This window comes from Actinoplanes sp. HUAS TT8 (assembly GCF_051380535.1).
Taxonomy (GTDB): Bacteria; Actinomycetota; Actinomycetes; order Mycobacteriales; family Micromonosporaceae; genus Actinoplanes.
Window position 1 is genome coordinate 1,214,541 of the sequence record NZ_CP195646.1, and the last position, 18,817, is coordinate 1,233,357.

Below are 18,817 nucleotides of genomic sequence, written 5' to 3' on the forward strand. Positions count from 1 at the left end.
CTAGTCCTTGGCCAGGCCCGCGCGGCGCAGGGCGTCGGCCATGGCGCTGTTGCCGAAGCTGTTGCCGCCCCCGCCGCTGCCGCCGCCACGCTGGCCGCCGCCCTGACGCGGCTGGCCGCCCTGGCCACCGCCGCGCTGGCCGCCGCCACCACCCTGACCGCGCTGGCCGCCACCCTGACCGCCCCGCGGACCACCGCGCTGGCCGCCCTGGCCACCGCCCGGGCCACCCTGACCGGCCTGGCCGCCGCGCTCCTCGCGGGGCGGGCGGTTACGGTTCGGCTCGTCGGAGAGCCGCATGGTCAGCGAGATCCGCTTGCGGACCGGGTCGACCTCGAGGACGCGGACCTTCACCACGTCACCGGACTTCACGACCTCGCGCGGGTCCTGCACGAACTTCTCGGAGAGGGCCGAGACGTGGACCAGGCCGTCCTGGTGCACGCCGATGTCGACGAACGCGCCGAACGCGGCCACGTTGGTGACCTGGCCCTCCAGGATCATGCCGGGCTTGAGGTCGGCGATCTTCTCCACGCCCTCGGCGAACGTGGCCGTGGTGAACGCCGGACGCGGGTCACGACCCGGCTTCTCCAGCTCCTTGAGGATGTCGGTGATCGTCGGCAGGCCGACCGTGTCGGTGACGAACTTGTCCGGCCGGATGCCCTTGAGCAGCGGGCTGTTGCCGATCAGGGCCTTGATGTCGGCGCCGGCGTCGGCCGCGATCGTGCGGACCAGCGCGTACGACTCCGGGTGGACGCTGGAGAAGTCGAGCGGGTCCTCGCCGTCCCGGATCCGCAGGAAGCCGGCGCACTGCTCGAACGCCTTCGGGCCGAGCCGGGCGACCTTCTTGATCTCGTTGCGGTTCTTGAACGGGCCGTTCTGGTCGCGGTGCATCACGATGTTCTCGGCCAGGCCGGCGGTGATGCCGGAGACCCGGGTCAGCAGCGGGGCCGAGGCGGTGTTGACGTCGACGCCGACACCGTTCACACAGTCCTCGACGACCGCGTCGAGGGAGCGGGCCAGCTTCACCTCGGAGAGGTCGTGCTGGTACTGCCCGACACCGATCGACTTCGGGTCGATCTTGACGAGCTCGGCCAGCGGGTCCTGCAGGCGGCGGGCGATCGAGACCGCGCCGCGCAGCGACACGTCCATGCCCGGGAGCTCCTGCGACGCGTACGCCGAGGCGGAGTAGACCGAGGCACCGGCCTCGGAGACCACGACCTTGGTCAGCTTCGCGTCCGGGTGCTTCTTGATCAGCTCGGTGGCGAGCTTGTCGGTCTCCCGGGACGCGGTGCCGTTGCCGATCGCGATCAGCTCGACGTTGTGTTTGGAGGCCAGCGCGGCCAGCTTGTGGATCGACTCGTCCCACTTGTTCTGGGGCACGTGCGGGTAGATCACCGCGGTGTCGACGCACTTGCCGGTGGCGTCGACGACGGCGACCTTCACGCCCGTACGGAATCCGGGGTCCAGCCCCATCGTGGCGCGAGTCCCGGCCGGAGCCGCGAGCAGCAGGTCCCGGAGGTTGGCGGCGAACACGCGAACCGCCTCCTCCTCGGCCGACTCGCGCAGCCGGACCCGCAGGTCGGCGCCGAGGTGGATGAGGATCCGGGTGCGCCACGCCCAGCGGACCGTGTCGACCAGCCACTTGTCGCCGGGCCGCTTCAGATCGGTGATGTTGTTGCGCCCGGCGATGCGGCCCTCGAAGTAGCCCTCGTCCTCCTCCGGGTGCGGCTCCATGGTGAGGTCGAGGACCTCCTCCTTCTCGCCGCGGAGCATGGCCAGGATGCGGTGCGAGGGCAGCTTCGAGTACGGCTCACCGAACTCGAAGTAGTCCGAGAACTTCGCGCCGTCGGTCTGCTTGCCGTCGCGCACCTTGGCGACCAGCCGGCCCCGCGTCCACATCTGCTCGCGCAGTTCACCGATCAGGTCGGCGTCCTCCGCGAACCGCTCGATCAGGATGGCCCGGGCGCCGTCCAGGGCGGCCTGCCCGTCGGCGACCCCCTTCTCGGCGTCCACGAACGCCTCAGCGGCCGCTTTCGGGTCGACCGTGGGGTCGCCCAGCAGACCGTCGGCCAGCGGCTCCAGGCCGGCCTCACGGGCGATCTGCGCCTTCGTGCGGCGTTTCGGCTTGAACGGGAGGTAGATGTCCTCCAGCCGGGCCTTGGTGTCGGCCTCGAGGATCTGCTGCCGCAGCGCGTCGTCCAGCTTGCCCTGGGCCCCGATCGACTCCAGCACCGCGGCGCGGCGCTCCTCCAGCTCGCGCAGGTAACCCAGGCGCTCCTCGAGCGTGCGCAGCTGGGCGTCGTCGAGCGTGCCGGTCACCTCCTTGCGGTAGCGGGCGATGAACGGCACGGTGGCGCCGCCGTCGAGCAGTTCGACCGCGGCGGTGACCTGCCCTTCGCGGACCCCGAGCTCGGAGGCAATGCGCTGATGGATCGCTGTCGTCACGCCGACGATTGTTACCGAGGCGGCCGGGCCTTGTCGCGCCGCCCCGCACACACCGCGCCCGATGATCACTCGTAGGGCGGCCGCGACGCGCCCAGCCCCCGCGCGAACCGCCCGGCCGGGTGCACCGTCGCGACCTGCGGAAACGCTTTTGGATCAGACGCCGCACGCGTGGAGGTGGGCGTTTACTAGAGACAACCCTTTACGGCTTTGGCATTGTTGCTACATGACGCTTGCTGTCCGGGCGGTCGCCGCCACTGATCAGGGCCTGGTCCGGTCCAACAACGAAGACTCGGTTTTCGTCGGAAATCGCCTCTTCGTTGTCGCGGACGGCATGGGTGGATTGCCCGCCGGTGAACTGGCGAGCGACATCCTGGTCCAGGTCCTCGGCGAGGTCGACCAGAAGCCGGACACCGGCGAACCGTTGCAGGATCTGATCGAGGCCCTCCAGGTCGCGAACAAGCAGATCGAGAAGTCGGTCGCCGAGGACGACGCCCGCGACGGCATGGGCACGACGGTGACCGCGCTGCTGCTCTCCGGCGAGCGGCTGGCCGCCCTCAACGTCGGCGACTCCCGGTGCTACCTGCTCCGCGACGGCGAGTTCCAGCAGCTCACGCGCGATGACACGTACGTTCAGGCCTTGGTTGATCAGGGTGTTCTGACGCCCGACGACGCCCGGCGGCACCCGCAGCGGGCCCTGGTCACCCAGGCCGTGCAGGGTGGCCCGTTCCGCCCGGCCGGGCGGATGATCCCGGCCCGCGTCGCCGATCGGTACCTGCTCTGCAGCGACGGCCTCTCCGACTACGTGGAGGACGCGGTGATCGCCCAGACCCTCCGGGACAACCCCGATCGGCGTACGTGCGCGGCCGAGCTGATCAACCGGACGCTGGAGAACGGCGCCCCGGACAACGTCACCGTGATCATCGCCGATGTGGTCGAGGTCTGAGTGACCGCTGCTTGATCGACTCCCGTAGATTCTGCTCATGTCACGCAGAATCACGGGAGCTCTGACTGCCGGGGTCGTCGCGGCGGTGTCCGGCTGGATGACCTTGTCACCCGGCCCGGCCCAGGCGGCGACCTCGAACGACACGACCTGCAAGACCCCTGTCAACAGTTCGCCCACCACCGACGTCGGGCCCAGCGCCACCGGCTATGTGCTCAACGTCGGCGACCTCGGCACGGTGTTCAGCGACGGTGCCCAGGCCGCGTTCCCCAAGGTCAGCGCCCGCGACACGGTGAACGCCGACGGCAGCCCGCGCCGGACGGTGACCACCACGTTCGCCCGCGGGCAGGACGTCGGCTCCGACCGCACCCCGCCGGCCCAGGTCACCTCGGTCGACGGCGGCCAGACCTTCCCGGCCGCGACCCTGACCGGCACGCCGGGCGTGCCCACCACCCAGCTGCGCGACGGGACGCTGCTCGGCATCGACTTCATCCCGACGTCGACCACCACGAGCTCGGCGACCTTCCAGATGTACCGGTCCACCGACGGCGGCACGAACTGGGTCACCTCGCCGACCATCATCCAGCTGAGCATCCCGCTCGACGGCGGCATCCGCACCCACGGCGCCCCGTTCCAGCTCGGCGACGGCACGGTGCTGGTCAGCTACTACATCCAGTTCGGCGCGAGCCACCCCGCGCCCGGCCGCTACCAGCAGATCTCGTCGTACGTGGCGGCCAGCACCGACGGCGGTGGGAGCTTCACCACCCGGGGCACGATCGCGTACGACAGCACCGGCGCCAACAGCTACCCGGAGGCTGCCGTCGCCGCCCTGCCCAGCGGCAAACTGCTCTCGGTCGTCCGCCACCACGTGTGGAACGGCACGAACTTCAACGAACTCGACACCCCGCGCTGGACCACCTCCACCGACGGCGGCGCCACCTGGGCGGCCCTGCAGAACCTGGCCGTCTCCTTCCCGAACGGCTACGACCAGTACGACGACGCCAAGCCCAAACTGCTCGGCGTCTTCCCGCAACTGCAGCTGATGCCCAACGGTGTCATGGTGCTCAGCGCCGGCCGGCCGGACAACTGGGTGGCGATCTCCACCAACGGGCTGGGCACCGGCTGGGTCGGCCAGCTCACCTACCGCAACTGCCCGACCGACGGGTACCGCCTGCACGGCTCCACCGGCAACACCGCGCTCGCCTCGGTCGAGAGCAACCGCGTGCTGCAGGTCGGCGACAACTGCGACATCACCTGGTCCTGCCCGGTCGGGGACAGCGGCTACACCGTCGACGACGGCCGCCGGATCTGGCGCCGGTTCGCCGACGTGCTCACCCCGGACGTCGGCAAGATCGACCTGGCCACCAAGTACCGCCTCGGCCAGATCCAGGTCAGCACCGACATGGAGGCCCACCCGGACGGCCGGCCGCGCACCGGCCCGGCCGGCGCGTTCGACGGCAGCACCGACTACTGGTCCAGCGCCGTCCGGACCGACGGGCCGGGCACGTACACGATCACCCTCGACCGGGAGTACCAGCTGACCCGGCTCGGCCTGAGCCTGCGCAACGGGACACTCGCCTCCGGCCGGGTCTACGCCTCGACCGACGGCGTGAACTGGGGCACCCCGATCGTCGACGCGGCCGACCGGACCCACCTGGCGCTGGAGTACTTCACGGTCACGGCCAAGGCCCGCTACCTGAAGGTGGTCGTCGACGCCGGCGCCGACGGGGCCGCGTTCCTCAACGAGCTGGAGCTGTACTCGACCGTCAACTCGTTCGAGAACGACCCGGTCAACAACCGCCCGCGCGGCTTCACCCAGCTCTCCCAGACCTGGGTGACCCGTAGCGGCGTCGACGGCAGCAGCCGGGCCCTGCGCCTGAACGACACCGCGGCCGACGCCATGGCCAAGGCGGTGTGGCCGGTGACGGCGACCAGCCCGACCCGGACCCTGGAATTCCGGGCCGAACCGGTCACCCTGACCAACGCGTTCCTCTTCGACATCCAGGGCAAGGCCTCCGACGGTACGACCGTGGACGCCTACCACTTCGCGTCCCGCGCCGACGGCAGCCTGGCCCGCTACACCGGCTCGGCCTGGGTCGCGCTCACCGGGGCGGGCGTCGTCCCGGTCGGCAAGTGGAGCACGATCAAGGTGCAGGCGAGCACGACCAGCGCCACGGTCAGCGTCGGCGGCACCGTGATCGCCACGTCCGTCCCGCCGACCAAGGCCGGCACGACCGGGCTGCTCGGCTACTCGTTCGCCAGCAGCGGCACCGCCACCGTCGGCGACCAGATCGTCTTCGACGACGTCCTGCTCAGTTCCTGACCGATACCGATCACCTGCGGCCGGGGCGTTCGCGCCCCGGCCGCAGGCCGGTCGGGGTGAGCGGTCACGGTAGGTCGAGGAACTCGCGGACGGCCTCCTCGACGGCGGTCATGGTCGAGTGCGAGACGTAGCCGTGATTGTCGCGGAGCGCGGATCGGTCGAGGATCTGCACCACGCTGTGGATCCGCACGAAAGCGCCGGCGAGCGGATCGCCGGGTTCGAGCCGGACCGCGAGATGATTCGGGTGCGGGACCTCCCGGACCACCGCGAGTGCCCAGATCGCCAGCTCCTCGACGCTGTTGTACTCGTCGTTGCTGATCACCAGCACGCGATGCTGCGCGCCGCCGCGCAGCAGGGTCCAGATCTGGCCGCGGTTCACCACGCGGCGTCGCGCAACGCGATGTCGTTGCTGCTCTCGATCAGATCCCGGTCGGCCGCGGCCTGCTCCGGGGTGCGGGACCGGACGAACTCGCCGAAGGCCCGGGCCGCGGCCCGCCGACGGTGACGCCGGGCGTCGGGCAGCACGCGCCGGACCGCCTCGGTCACCGTCGCCGAGGCGTTTCCGCTGCTCTGCAGGTAGGCGGCCACGTCGTCGGGGACGCTGATGCTCAGCTTCACGGTCATACTTTGATCCTACCGAGGAACCTCGTATCCTCGGCAGGTGCTGTTGGCGACGGAACGACTGGTGCTGCGGCGATTCCGGGCCTCCGACGCGGCGACGCTGGCGGAGTACCGGTCGGATCCGGAGGTGGCGCGCTACCAGTCCTGGGACGCGCCCTTCCCCCTGGAGAAGGCCGAGCTCGCCGTACGGAACTTCGCCGCGAGCTCACCCGACGAGCCGGGCTGGTTCCAGTACGCGATCGAGCTGGCCGCCGAGCGCACCCTGGTCGGGGACGTGGCGGTCCGGCTGCACGACAACCTCAAGCAGGCCGAGATCGGGTTCACGCTGGCCACGCCGTACCAGAAGATGGGTTTGGCGACGGAGGCGGTGAGCGCCGTCCTGGACCGTCTGTTCCGTCTGCAGGGGTTGCACCGGGTGATGGGCGAGTGCGACGCGCGGAACACGCCGTCGGCGGCCCTGATGACGCGGCTGGGGTTCACACGCGAGGGTCTGCTGCGGCAGCAGACGTTCATCAAGGGCGAGTGGACCGACGACCTGCTCTTCGGCCTCCTCGCCCCGGAGTGGCTGTCCCGGGAGATGTCGTAGCCCCGTGACGGGATGCGCGCCATTCCGGTGACGAGGACGGCGAGGTGCCGGCCGCGGCGCTGGAGGAGCGAGGTTTCCGGCGGCGTCACGATCCGCGCCCGCCGGACTGGTCGCGGGCGGGGGAGCACCCACGGCTGCGGGTGTTGTTTCCGCGCAGCCGTGGGTGATCAGGTCACTTCTCGAGTTTGAGCCAGAGGGCGCCGAGCGGGGGGACCCGCAGGGCGGCCGAGTGGTCGAAGCCGTGCCAGGGGATGTCCTCGGCCTGGACGACGCCCATGTTGCCGACGCCCGAGCCGCCGTACAGTTCGCTGTCGGTGTTGACGGCTTCCTGCCAGCGGCCGGCGCGGGGCAGGCCGATGCGGTAGTTCTCGTGCGGGACGGCGGCGAAGTTGACGATGCAGGCCATCGGGTCGCCGTTCGGGGCGAAGCGCAGGAACGAGAACGTGTTGTGCTGCGAGTCGTCGCTGGTGATCCAGCGGAAGCCGGACGGGCTGGTGTCCTGCGTCCAGATCGCCGGCGTCTCCTTGTAGACCCGGTTCAGGTCGGTGATCAGGCCTTTGATCCCGCCGAACTGGGGGTCTTCGAGCAGCGCCCAGTCGAGGCCGCGCTCCTCGCTCCACTCGCGCAGGTCGCCCATCTCGGCGCCCATGAACAGCAGCTGTTTGCCGGTGAAGGCCCACATGAAACCGAGCAGGGCCCGGGTGTTGGCCAGTTTCTGCCACAGGTCGCCGGGCATCTTGCCGGTGAGCGAACCCTTGCCGTGCACGACCTCGTCGTGGCTGATCGGCAGGATGTAGTTCTCGCTCCAGGCGTAGACGGTCGCGAACGTCATCTGGTGGTGGTGCCACTGGCGGTAGATCGGCTCCTTGACCATGTAGTTCAAGGTGTCGTTCATCCAGCCCATGTTCCACTTGAAGCCGAACCCGAGGCCGCCCAGGTGGGTGGGGCGGGTGACGCCGGGCCAGGCGGTGGACTCCTCGGCGATGGTGACGACGCCGGGGTGGTTCTTGTAGACGGTCGCGTTCATCTCCTGCAGGAAGCTGATCGCGTCCAGGTTCTCCCGGCCGCCGTACTGGTTCGGGGTCCACTCGCCGTCCTTGCGGGAGTAGTCCAGGTACAGCATGGACGCGACGGCGTCGACGCGCAGGCCGTCGGCGTGGAACTCCTCGCACCAGTAGAGCGCGTTGGCGACCAGGAAGTTCCGGACCTCCTTGCGGCCGAAGTCGAAGACGTACGTGCCCCAGTCGGGGTGTTCGCCGCGCCGCCAGTCGCCGTGCTCGTAGAGCGGGGTGCCGTCGAAACGGGCCAGGCCCCACTCGTCCTTGGGGAAGTGGGCGGGCACCCAGTCGAGGATCACGCCGATCCCGGCTTGGTGCAGCTTGTCGACCAGGTACCGGAACTCGTCGGGGTTGCCGAACCGGGAGGTGGGGGCGAAGTACCCCGTCACCTGGTAGCCCCACGACCCGCCGAACGGGTGCTCCATCACCGGCATCAGCTCGACGTGGGTGAAGCCGGTCTCGACGACGTAGTCGACCAGCTGTTCGGCGAGCTCGACGTAGGAGAGTCCCGGGCGCCACGAGCCGAGGTGCACCTCGTAGCAGCTGACCGGCTCCTGGTGCCACGCCTTGGTCGCGCGGTCGCGCAGCCACTGCTCGTCCTGCCACTGGTATTCGGTCTGGAACACCACGGACGCGGTCGCCGGCGGGATCTCGGTGTGCTGGGCGAGCGGGTCGGCGTGCTCGCGCCACTGCCCGTCCCGGCCCAGGATCTTGAACTTGTACTTGGTGCCGGTGTGCGCGGCCGGGACGTAGATCTCCCACACCCCGCTGGAGCCGAGCGACCGCATCGGCCACCCGTCGTACGGGCCCCAGCCGGAGAAGTCGCCGACGACCTGCACGCCGCGGGCGCTCGGCGCCCACACCGCGAACGCCACCCCGGTGCCGCGCGGCTGCGCGCCCAGCACCTTCCACAGCTTCTCGTGCCGGCCCTCGCCGATCAGGTGCAGGTCCAGCTCGCCCAGGGTGGGCAGGTGACGGTACGGGTCGTCGAACTGGGTCCCGTCCACGTCGAGGCGGTAGTCGAGGACGGTCCCGGGCAGCTCGGCCGCGAAGATCCCGTCCGGGTGGACCTGGGTCGTCTCGTACCGCTGGTCCTCGTGCAGGACGGTCACCTGCTTGGCGCCCTTGCGCAGGGTACGGATGACGGTGTGCCCCCCGCCGGGGTGCGCCCCGAGGACGGCGTGCGGATCGTGCGTGTCGCCGGCGATCACGGCGTTCATGGCCCGCTCGTCGGCGGCCAGGCGAGAGGTGGTGTGCCCGATCATCTTCGCTTCCTCTGACATTAGGGGGTCAGCCGACCAGCCGGGCGATGGAGCGGAGGGGGATCCGCAGCCACCCGGGCCGATGCCGGGCTTCGTAGGCGGCCTCGTAGACCGCCTTGTCCAGTTCGTACGCCGCGAGCAGCGTCTCCTCGGCGCGGGGGTCGACGCCGGCCGCGTGCGCGTACCCGTCGCAGAAGGCGGCCCGGTTGCGGTCCACCCATTCGCGGGCGCGGGCGGCCAGGTGCTCGTCGTCGTCCTGGTCGACGAGCAGCTGGTACGCCGCGTACTCGTACGAGCGCAGCACCCCGGCCACGTCGCGCAGCGGGGAGTCGGGCAGCCGGCGCTCGTCCAGCGGCTGGCCCGGCTCGCCCTCGAAGTCGATGAGCAGCCAGGCCTCGGGGGTGCGCAGCACCTGGCCGAGGTGCAGGTCACCGTGTACGCGCTGGACGGTCACCTCCCGCCCGGTCAGGCTCTCGAACCGGGCGGTGATGGCCGGCACGTACTGCTGCAGTTCGGGCACCGCGTTGGCCGCCGTGCGCAGCCGGGCCAGTACGGCGTCGAGCGGGAACGGCGACGGGCCGGCCCCCAGTTCCTCGGCCAGGGTCAGGTGCACCGACGCGACCGCCTCGCCGAGCCGGTACGACTCGCCCTGGAAGTCCCCGCCGGCCTCGTCGGCGCGGAACTCGGCGTCGGCGAACAGGTCCCGGGCCGACGCGGTGGCCATCGCCCAGCCCTCGGCCGAGTTGGCCGCGTAGGCGGTGACCATGCCGAGCGAGCACTGCCCGGCGTCGTCGGTGGTCTCGAACGAGCCGAGCAGCTTGGCCACGTGCGGGTTCTGCGCGCGGCCGAGCACCCGGTTCAGTTCGATGTCGGGGTTGATGCCGCAGGTGACCCGGCGGAACACCTTGAGGATGGCGTCCTGCTCGAAGATCACGCTGGTGTTGCTCTGCTCGGCGTCGAACACCCGCGGCCAGAGGTCCAGCGGCAGTTCGGCGCCCGGTTCCTTCTGGAAGGTGAGGTCACCGACCGGCTCGGACGCGTCGACCAGGCCCAGCAGGTACCGGGCGGCCTCGGGGGAGTAGAGGGCGTCGTACGCCGGCCGGCCCTGCTCGTCGGTGCCGATGGTGGCCACGCTCGCGTACTCGGGCAGCAGCTCGGCGCCCCGGCCGACGATCAGTTGGTACCGCTCGGAACTGCCGTCGGTGTACGAGACGTCGAGCAGCACCAGTTCGAGATCCTCGCCCAGCGGGGTGCTGGACGCTTCTTTCAGGGAGGCGAGCACGCGACTGCGGCCCGCGTACCAGCGTTGTTTCGGTAACCACTCTGAGTAGGGCAGCGTCATTGCTTCTCCTCGGACCCGCACAACTGGAACCAATAGAAGCCGTGGCCCGGAAGGGTGAGCAGGTACGGCAACTGACCGATCCGCGGGAAGTTCACGTGGCCGGTCAGCTCCACCGGGGTGTACCCGTTCCAGTGCTGCAGATTGAGCTCGATGGGCTGCGGGAACCGCGACAGGTTGTTGACGCAGAGGACCACGTCGTCGCCGTACTCCCGCAGGTAGGCCAGCACCGAGGGGTTGGAGCCGCCGAGCTCGCGGAACGTCCCGACGGCGAACGCCTCGTGCCGCCGGCGCACCGCCAGCATCGTCCGGGTCCAGTTGAGCAGCGACGTCGCGCTGTCGCGCTGGGCCTCGACGTTGACCGCCTGGTATCCGTACACCGGATCCTGGTTGACCGGGAGGTAGAGGCGGCCGGGAGTCGCGGTCGAGAAGCCGGCGTTGCGGTCCGGCGTCCACTGCATCGGGGTGCGCACGCCGTCCCGGTCGCCCAGCCAGATGTTGTCGCCCATGCCGATCTCGTCGCCGTAGTAGAGCACCGGCGAACCGGGCAGCGACAGCAGCAGGGCGGTGAACAGCTCGATCTGGTTCCGGTCGTTCTCCAGCAGCGGGGCCAGCCGGCGGCGGATGCCGACGTTGGCCTTCATCCGCGGATCCTTGGCGTACTCCGAGTACATGTAGTCGCGCTCTTCGTCGGTGACCATCTCGAGCGTGAGCTCGTCATGGTTACGCAGGAAGATGCCCCATTGGGTGTTCTCCGGGATGGCCGGCGTCTGAGCCAGGATCTCCGAGATCGGAAAACGGGATTCCCGGCGTACGGCCATGAAGATGCGCGGCATCAGCGGGAAGTGGAACGCCATGTGGCACTCGTCGCCGCCCGACTTGGCGTCGCCGAAGTACTCCACCACGTCGGCCGGCCACTGGTTCGCCTCGGCCAGCAGCACCCGGCCCGGGAACTCGTCGTCGATCACCTTGCGGCAGTGCTTGAGGAACGCGTGCGTCTGCGGCAGGTTCTCGCAGTTGGTGCCCTCCTCCTCGAAGAGGTAGGGGACCGCGTCCAGCCGGAAGCCGTCGATGCCCAGGTCCAGCCAGAACCGGAGCACGTCCAGCATGGCCTCCTGCACCTTGGGGTTCTCGTAGTTGAGATCCGGCTGGTGCGAGAAGAACCGGTGCCAGTAGAACTGCCGCCGCACCGGGTCGAACGTCCAGTTCGACTCCTCGGTGTCGACGAAGATGATCCGCGCGTCCTGGTACTTCTCGCTGGTGTCGTTCCAGACGTAGAAGTCGCCGTACGGCCCGTCCGGCTCGTGGCGCGACGCCTGGAACCACGGGTGCGAGTCCGAGGTGTGGTTCATGACCAGGTCGGTGATGACCCGGATGCCGCGCTTGTGGGCCGCGTCGAGCAGCGCCACGAAGTCGTCGACCGTGCCGAACTCGGGCAGGACCTTGTAGAAGTCGCGGATGTCGTAGCCGCCGTCGCGCAGCGGCGAGTCGTAGAACGGCGGCAGCCACAGGCAGTCGACGCCGAGCCACTGCAGGTAGTCCAGGCGCTCGATCAGACCGCGCAGGTCGCCGCCGCCGTCCGAGCCCGAGTCGTAGAACGCGCGGACCAGCACCTCGTAGAAGACCGCGCGCTGGAACCAGGTGCGATCGGCCGGCAGTGCCCGGGCGTGACCGAAGTCGGAGGACTCCGGGTGTTCGACCACCCCGTCCTCGGTGTGACTTCCCTCGGCCGGGTCGTGCTCGCTCGTCAAGTCCATCAGGTGTTCCCCCTACCCCGCCTGCACCACGAAGATGTGCGCCGGCTCGACGTACGGGTCGATCCGGACCGCGTTGTACTGCCCCCACTCGTACGTGGCACCGCTGATCTGGTCGACCACGGTGAACTTCTCGTGCCAGTCCAGGCCCAGGGCCGGCATGTCGAGAGTGGTGTTGCCCCACTGCACGTTGGTGGAGTCGAACGAGACGATCACCAGCACGGTGTTGCCGGTGTCGGCGTCGCGCTTGGAGAAGCACAGCAGCGCGCCGTTGTCGATCTCGTGGAAGCGCAGGTTGCGGAGCCAGTGCAGGGCGGGATTCTGCTCGCGGATCCGGTTCAGCTTGGTCAGGTACGGCGCCAGGGACCGGCCGGCCCGCTCGGCGGCCGCGTAGTCGCGGGGCTTGAGCTCGAACTTCTCGTTGTCGATGTACTCCTCCGAGCCCGGCCGCGGCACGTGCTCGAACAGTTCGTACCCCGAGTACATGCCCCAGGACGGGGTGAGCATGGCGGCCAGCACCGCGCGGATCTTGAACATCGGCGGGCCGCCGTGCTGCAGCGACTCGTGCAGGATGTCCGGGGTGTTGGGCCAGAAGTTCGGCCGCATCCAGTCGATCGTGGTCAGCAGCGTCTCCATGTACTCACGCATCTCGGCCGCACTGGTGCGCCAGGTGAAGTACGTGTACGACTGCGTGAAGCCGATCTTGCCGAGCCCGTTCATCATGGCCGGCCGGGTGAACGCCTCGGCCAGGAACAGCACGTCCGGGTGGGTCTCCTTGACCTTGGGGATCAGCCACTGCCAGAAGTTGACCGCCTTGGTGTGCGGGTTGTCGACCCGGAAGATCCGCACGCCGTTGTTCACCCAGTGCATGACCACGCGGTAGACCTCGTCGCGCAGCGTGCGGTAGTCGTTGTCCCAGTTGATCGGGTAGATGTCCTGGTACTTCTTGGGCGGGTTCTCGGCGTAGGCGATCGTGCCGTCGGCCTTGGTGGTGAAGAACTCCGGGTGTTCCTTCACCCACGGGTGGTCGGGCGCGGCCTGCAGCGCGAGGTCGAGCGCGACCTCCATGCCGAGCTCCTCGGCCCGCTCGCGGAACGCGACGAAGTCCTCCAGGGTGCCCAGCTGCGGGTGGATCGCGTCGTGCCCGCCCTCGTCCGAGCCGATCGCCCAGGGCGAGCCGACGTCCTCGGGCCGGGCCACGAGCGTGTTGTTCCGGCCCTTGCGGTTGATCTTGCCGATCGGGTGGATCGGCGGCAGGTAGACGACGTTGAAGCCCATCTCGGCGACGGCCGGGAGCCGGTTCATCGCCGTACGGAAATTGCCGTGTTTGATCGGTGTGGCGTCCGGTCCGATCTCGGCGCCCTCGGAGCGCGGGAAGAACTCGTACCACGCCGAGTACAGGGCGCGCGCCCGGTCGGCCCAGACGGCGAACGAGCGGGTGGTGGTGACCAGCTGGCGCACCGGGTTGTGCCAGAGCAGCTCCTCGAGATCGAGGGCCGGGGTGACCCGGGAGAACAGTGACCGTTGCTGATCACGCAGCGCGGCGGCCGCGTCGCGGACCCGCTCCTCGTGCTCGGCCGGCACGATCTTGGTCGCCAGGTCGAGCACGTCGGCGCCCTCGGCGAGATCGTTGGCCAGGTCCTCGGCCCCCTGCCCGGCGCCGATCTTCTTCACCACGGCGTCGCGCCACGTCCGGTACGGATCGTCGAAGGCCTCCACCGTGAACGTCCAGCGGCCCACGTGGTCGGGCCGGATCGTCGCGTGCCACTGGTCCAGCCCCGGCGCGCCGGGCGTCATGCGGGTGAACGGCTGGGTCTCGCCGTCCGGGCCGCGCCATACCACGTTCACACCCAGCGCGTGGTGACCTTCGCGATAGGACACCGCGGAAACCGGTACTAGTTCGCCGACCACCGCCTTGGCGGGGTAGCGGCCACCGGACACGGCCGGCGTCACGTCTTCGATGGGGAAGCGACCGGTCATGATCTCCACCGTAGTCAGAGGGGCTCAGTAGGACCCGGCGACCGGAAAAACCACCGCCGTCGTCCTATGACTTCTCCGGAGTGGAGATTCTGAAACTTGGGGGTGCCGCGAAAACGGCCGATCGCCGATGCCTTTTCAACCTACCGGACCCGACCTATGCCTTCGCATCCGTACGGGGCCGCGCGCCGCTGGAAAACACGACAAGTTCACCTTCCCGCAACAGGCGCTCGCCGCGGCTCACCCGCAGCGAGGGAACGGCTCCGGCGAGCAAGATCAGATTGCCGGCGCGGCGTCCCTTCAGCACCGGGACCTCACCGATCAGTCCTACCTCGTCGAACGCGGCGGCCACGGTGGCCACCTGGATCCTCGTGAAGGCCATCGGGGGCACGTCGGTCACGTTCATCACGAGCAGGCCCTGCGGCCTCAGGACCCGCCGCAGATGCCGCGAGAACTCCACCGTACCGAGATGCGGCGGCATCGCGGCGCCGTCGAAAACATCCGCGACGATCACGTCATACACCCGATCGGGGGTGGCCTCGACCGCCTCCCGCGCGTCCCCGACGACGATCTCGGCCACCGGCCGCGCCGGCGGGATCGTCCGCAGGACCAGATCGACCAGATCCCGGTTGATCTCGACCACGGTCTGCGCGGCCTCCGGCCACCACCGGGCCGCCAGGCGCGGCACGGTCAGCCCGCCCCCACCCAGATGCAAAATGCTTTCCGGTACGGCGTTCCGGGCCCTCAGCGCCCGCGCGATCACCCGGACGTAGGCGAGTTCCAGGTGCTCCGGATCGGCCACGTCGACATATGACTGCGGGACGCCGTCCACCATCAGCGTCCAGCCCGTCGGCCGGGCCGGGTCGGGAACCAGCTCCACGCTCTCGGGAGTGCGTCGGTTGCCGTGCGTTGCCATCGAGGAACCCTACTCAAGGGCCCGTCCGGGCGACCGAGTTATCCCCTCGAAGCGAGCCGAACACCGGCAGCGCCTTTTCGATGAGGAGTACGTCGTGGCCGGACCGTCGACCGCACTGTCCCCGGTGATCGCCGCCAGCACCCACTGGCTGGCGCGGGCGTACCCGGGTGGGGAGTCGAACACGGTCGCGCACACGCTCTCCGAACTGCAGGCCCGGCAGGCGATCACGGTCGCCGCCTGGCTGCGCTACCCGACCGAGATCGACGCGGCGCTGGTCGCCATCGCCGGTCCGGGCGGCTCGGCGCTGCTCGACTGGAAGGCCGGCAGCGAGCCCGAGGACGAGTTCGCCGAGGGCGAGGGCTGGCGCACCTGGGTCGACGAGGTGGTCGTCAGCTGGGCCGCGTGCCTGCTGGCCGACCCGATGCTGGCCCGCCGTGGCGTGGACGCGGTGATCGCCGCGATGCCGGTGCCCGAGCCCCGCCCACGCCCGCACGCCCGCCGCCCGGGCGGCCTGCCCAGCGAGTTCCGCCGCCTGCTGCAGCCGGACGTCCGCGACCGTGAGGCCGCGACCCTGCTGCGCCACCCGGACCTGCTGGAGCCGATCGCGGCCATGCACCGCGACACGCTTCTCTACCTGCTCGACGCCGAGGTCGTCGCCGACGGCCTGGCCCCGCTGGGCGGCGACCGCGCCGCCTGAGGCGTAAGAGACCCCTCACCCACCCTCGTCGCTCGGCGTGCTGGGGCGTTCCTCGCGCCCGCCGGACAGTGCGCCTGACCCCCTGCGACAAGGGTTGGAACCGCAGGGCCGGCATCCCCTTTTCCTCCTGGGGGGATGCCGGCCCTGTGGCCTTTGCCAGTCTTTATCCGCTTTGCCGGTTGACCGTCTCGGGTCAGCTGTCGGCCAGGCGGGCCGGGAAACCGCCCGTGGCGATCGGGCCCCACGAGTCGATCGTGACGCGGATCAGGCACTTGCCCTGGTCGACCATGGCCTGCCGGTACTCGTCCCAGTTCGAGTGCTCACCGGAGATGACCCGGAAATACTCCACCAGGGGCTCGACCGCGTCGGGCAGGTCGATCACCTCGGCCGTCCCGTCGACCTGGACCCACGGGCCGTTCCACTCGTCCGAGAGCACGCAGATGGTGACCCGCGGATCCCGCCGGAGGTTGGCGACCTTGGCCCGCTCCGGATAACTGGAGATCACGATCCGGCCCTCGGTGTCGACGCCGCACGTGTTCGGCGACGACTGCGGGCGCCCGTCCTTGCGGACCGTCATCAGGATCGCGTGATGCCGCGGGCGCAGGAACTCGACCAGCTCGGCCCGGCTCGCCCGGGTGTTGGTGGCGATCGTGCGGGCCATCAGTGCGCCTCCGCCGCGTTCACCGTGTGCGCCTCGGCCGCCCCCGGCTCGCCCGCCCGGCCGGCGTCCACCGGGACCGCGCCCGGGTGCTGCCCGCCGTGACCGGTCGTGGCCTGCTCGGCCGAGACCGCCGCGCCGATGATGCCGGCGTTGTTCAGCAGCGTGGCCGCGACGACCGGGGTGTTGATGTCCAGCAGCGGGAAATACCGGTCGGCCTTCTTGCTCACGCCGCCGCCGATGATGAACAGCCGCGGGGAGAGCAGCATCTCGACGTGACGCAGGTACTTGCTGACCCGGTGCGCGTACTTCTCCCAGCTCATGTCCTCGGCCTCACGGATCCGGTCGGACGCGATCAGCTCCGCGTCCTTCCCGTCGATCTCCAGGTGGCCGAGCTCGGTGTTCGGCAGGAGCACGCCGTCCAGGAACAGGGCGGTGCCGATGCCCGTGCCCAGCGTCACCATCATGATCAGGCCGGACTGGTCGCGGCCGGCGCCGAACGCGACCTCGGCCGCCCCGGCCGCGTCGGCGTCGTTGAGCACCGTGACCGGCTTGCCCAGCCGCTCGGTGAACAGCTGCGCGGCCGGCGCGTCGATCCAGGACTTGTGCACATTCGCCGCCGTGCGGGTCACGCCGTCGACGACCACGCCGGGGAACGTGACGCCGACGCTGTCGTAGCCCTCGAACGTGGCCGCCACCTCGGCGACCGCGTCCACCACGCTCTCCACGTCGGCCGGCTGGGGGGTGGGCACGCGGAAACGCTCGGCGAGCAACTCGCCGCGCACCGTGTCGACCGGCGCCCCCTTGACGCCTGAGCCGCCGATGTCGATGCCGAGGATGGTCATCCGTGTCTTCCCGTCTTCATGCTGGTCACTCAACCGTGCTGTTTACCACGAAGGCGCGACCCCGAATCCTGCGCGCCCCGGCTCGTTCCTCCGAGTGAATCCCGCGCGTAGTTCCCTATTCACGCTGAGTCACTCATACTTTCGGCTAGGCAGAGCTAGTCTTGTCGGCTAGCGTTGCTCTTCAGGGCTGATTTACCGATAGAAGCCGGCCCTGTTGAACGGTCGCCGCGTGCGGGCACGGCTCTCTGCCCGCTGATGGAGGACCACCATGACAGTGATCGAGGTTCATGACGAGCAGCCGCTCCGCACCACCGAGACCACCGCAACCGATCTGCTGGCCGCGATGGCGGTGACCGCGCCGGGCCGGGACCGGGCGCGGCTGCGGGACCGGGCGATCGAGGCCTGGCTGCCTCTCGCGCGACACCTGGCCAACCGCTACTCCGGCCGTGGCGAACCCACCGACGACCTGGTCCAGACCGCCACCGTCGGGCTGATCAAGGCGGTCGACAAATTCGACCCCGACCGCGGCGTCGACTTCGCCGGCTACGCGATCCCGACGATCATCGGCGAGATCAAAAGACACTTCCGCGACCGTACGTGGTCCGTGCGCGTGCCCCGTCGCCTGCAGGAACTTCGCCTGGCCATCACCGAGGCCAACAGCACGCTCACGCACAAACTCGGCCGATCCCCGACCGTCCCGGACATCGCCCGGCACCTCGGCATCAGCGAGGAGGACGTGCTCGAAGGCCTGGAAGGCGCCCGCGCCTACAACGCGACGTCGCTGTCCACCCCGATCAGCGCCGACGGCTCCACCGAGCTGGGCGACACCCTCGGCGGCGAGGACCACGAATACGAGCTGGCCGAGACCCGGGTCGCCCTCGGGCCCGCCCTGGCCACCCTCGGCGACCGGGAGCAGCGCATCCTCACCCTGCGCTTCTACGGCAACCTGACCCAGTCGCAGATCGCCGACCAGATCGGCATCTCCCAGATGCACGTCTCCCGGCTGCTCACCAAGGCCCTCGCCAAGCTGCGCTCCCAGCTCGCCGCCGACCTCTGACCCACCCGCCGCCGCTCTCCCCAGCCCCGCCGGTCGGCCGCCGCGGCCTCAGCCACCGGCGCCGGCTGATCCCCGCGCCCGCCCGCCTCGCGGCGCGAGCTCTCAGCTGGCGCTGAGGGCTGTTTCCCGGCTCTTATGCAGCCGTCAGCACCAGCTGATCCCCGCTCCCGCCCACCGACGCGGCGCGCGCTCTCAGCTGGCGCTGACGGCTGTTTTCCGGCCCCTGATACAGCCGTGAGCGCCAGCTGGGGGCGTGGGTCGCGGGTGGGGGCGGGCTCGCGGGGGTGGACGCACGGAACGTGGGGTGTGGCTTCGGCTGGGGGTGGGTTTGTTGCTCTGAGC

General features: G+C 69.9%; 15 protein-coding genes. 5 read left to right on the top strand and 10 right to left on the bottom strand.

Annotation, left to right across the window (positions count from 1 at the left end; translation table 11 throughout):
* Window positions 1-2,442 (bottom strand): Tex family protein, encoded by a 2,442-nt coding sequence (locus ACSHV8_RS05370; protein ID WP_436529970.1) that lies wholly within the window; start codon window positions 2,440-2,442, stop codon window positions 1-3.
* 223 nt (window positions 2,443-2,665) lie between these two features.
* Between ACSHV8_RS05370 and ACSHV8_RS05375 the strand changes: the two genes are divergently transcribed.
* Window positions 2,666-3,385, top strand: coding sequence for a PP2C family protein-serine/threonine phosphatase (locus ACSHV8_RS05375; protein WP_436529972.1), 720 nt, complete (start codon window positions 2,666-2,668; stop codon window positions 3,383-3,385).
* A gap of 37 nt (window positions 3,386-3,422) precedes the next feature.
* The gene (locus ACSHV8_RS05380) at window positions 3,423-5,705 is read left to right on the top strand and encodes a discoidin domain-containing protein (RefSeq protein ID WP_436529973.1); all 2,283 of its coding nucleotides are present in this window, start codon (window positions 3,423-3,425) and stop codon (window positions 5,703-5,705) included.
* Window positions 5,706-5,769: 64 nt separating this feature from the next.
* Here the strand turns inward: ACSHV8_RS05380 and ACSHV8_RS05385 are convergent, their stop codons facing one another.
* Together ACSHV8_RS05385 and ACSHV8_RS05390 are read right to left on the bottom strand one after the other, a co-directional pair.
* Window positions 5,770-6,087, bottom strand: a complete 318-nt coding sequence (locus tag ACSHV8_RS05385) for a type II toxin-antitoxin system PemK/MazF family toxin (protein WP_436529975.1) — start codon at window positions 6,085-6,087, stop codon at window positions 5,770-5,772.
* Complete coding sequence (locus ACSHV8_RS05390) at window positions 6,081-6,329, bottom strand: hypothetical protein (protein WP_436529977.1); 249 nt, start codon at window positions 6,327-6,329, stop codon at window positions 6,081-6,083. The genes ACSHV8_RS05385 and ACSHV8_RS05390 overlap by 7 nt, the downstream gene beginning before the upstream one ends.
* Window positions 6,330-6,366: 37 nt before the next feature.
* On the opposite strand from ACSHV8_RS05390, the gene ACSHV8_RS05395 reads away from it, so the two are divergent.
* Window positions 6,367-6,912, top strand: a complete 546-nt coding sequence (locus ACSHV8_RS05395; protein ID WP_436529979.1) for a GNAT family N-acetyltransferase — start codon at window positions 6,367-6,369, stop codon at window positions 6,910-6,912.
* Window positions 6,913-7,084: 172 nt separating this feature from the next.
* Here ACSHV8_RS05395 and glgB read toward each other — a convergent pair whose 3' ends face one another.
* The 5 genes from glgB to ACSHV8_RS05420 all read right to left on the bottom strand — a co-directional run bounded on the left by glgB (window position 7,085) and on the right by ACSHV8_RS05420 (window position 15,218).
* Entirely contained in the window at window positions 7,085-9,190 is a 2,106-nt protein-coding gene (gene glgB, locus ACSHV8_RS05400) for a 1,4-alpha-glucan branching protein GlgB (protein WP_436536689.1), read from the bottom strand.
* 70 nt (window positions 9,191-9,260) lie between these two features.
* Complete coding sequence (locus ACSHV8_RS05405) at window positions 9,261-10,574, bottom strand: maltokinase N-terminal cap-like domain-containing protein (protein ID WP_436529981.1); 1,314 nt, start codon at window positions 10,572-10,574, stop codon at window positions 9,261-9,263.
* On the bottom strand, window positions 10,571-12,328 hold the full coding sequence (gene treS, locus ACSHV8_RS05410) for a maltose alpha-D-glucosyltransferase (protein WP_436529982.1): 1,758 nt from the start codon (window positions 12,326-12,328) through the stop codon (window positions 10,571-10,573). Before treS ends, ACSHV8_RS05405 begins: the two co-directional genes overlap by 4 nt.
* A 12-nt stretch (window positions 12,329-12,340) precedes the next feature.
* Window positions 12,341-14,305 carry an alpha-1,4-glucan--maltose-1-phosphate maltosyltransferase gene (locus ACSHV8_RS05415; RefSeq protein WP_436529984.1) on the bottom strand — a complete coding sequence of 655 codons (1,965 nt, stop codon included), beginning with the start codon at window positions 14,303-14,305 and terminating at the stop codon, window positions 12,341-12,343.
* Between the two features lie 154 nt (window positions 14,306-14,459).
* Window positions 14,460-15,218 (bottom strand): spermidine synthase, encoded by a 759-nt coding sequence (locus tag ACSHV8_RS05420; protein ID WP_436529986.1) that lies wholly within the window; start codon window positions 15,216-15,218, stop codon window positions 14,460-14,462.
* Between the two features lie 94 nt (window positions 15,219-15,312).
* Between ACSHV8_RS05420 and ACSHV8_RS05425 the strand changes: the two genes are divergently transcribed.
* Window positions 15,313-15,915, top strand: coding sequence for a hypothetical protein (locus ACSHV8_RS05425; RefSeq protein WP_436529988.1), 603 nt, complete (start codon window positions 15,313-15,315; stop codon window positions 15,913-15,915).
* Between the two features lie 193 nt (window positions 15,916-16,108).
* Here ACSHV8_RS05425 and ACSHV8_RS05430 read toward each other — a convergent pair whose 3' ends face one another.
* On the bottom strand, window positions 16,109-16,576 hold the full coding sequence (locus ACSHV8_RS05430; RefSeq protein ID WP_436529990.1) for a PPOX class F420-dependent oxidoreductase: 468 nt from the start codon (window positions 16,574-16,576) through the stop codon (window positions 16,109-16,111).
* On the bottom strand, window positions 16,576-17,418 hold the full coding sequence (gene ppgK, locus ACSHV8_RS05435; RefSeq protein WP_436529991.1) for a polyphosphate--glucose phosphotransferase: 843 nt from the start codon (window positions 17,416-17,418) through the stop codon (window positions 16,576-16,578). The genes ACSHV8_RS05430 and ppgK overlap by 1 nt, the downstream gene beginning before the upstream one ends.
* A 268-nt stretch (window positions 17,419-17,686) precedes the next feature.
* Here ppgK and ACSHV8_RS05440 point away from each other — a divergent pair, with 268 nt between their 5' ends.
* Window positions 17,687-18,475: an RNA polymerase sigma factor SigF gene (locus ACSHV8_RS05440; protein ID WP_436529993.1), complete on the top strand. Its 789-nt coding sequence runs from the start codon at window positions 17,687-17,689 to the stop codon at window positions 18,473-18,475.
* Window positions 18,476-18,817: the final 342 nt, after the last annotated feature.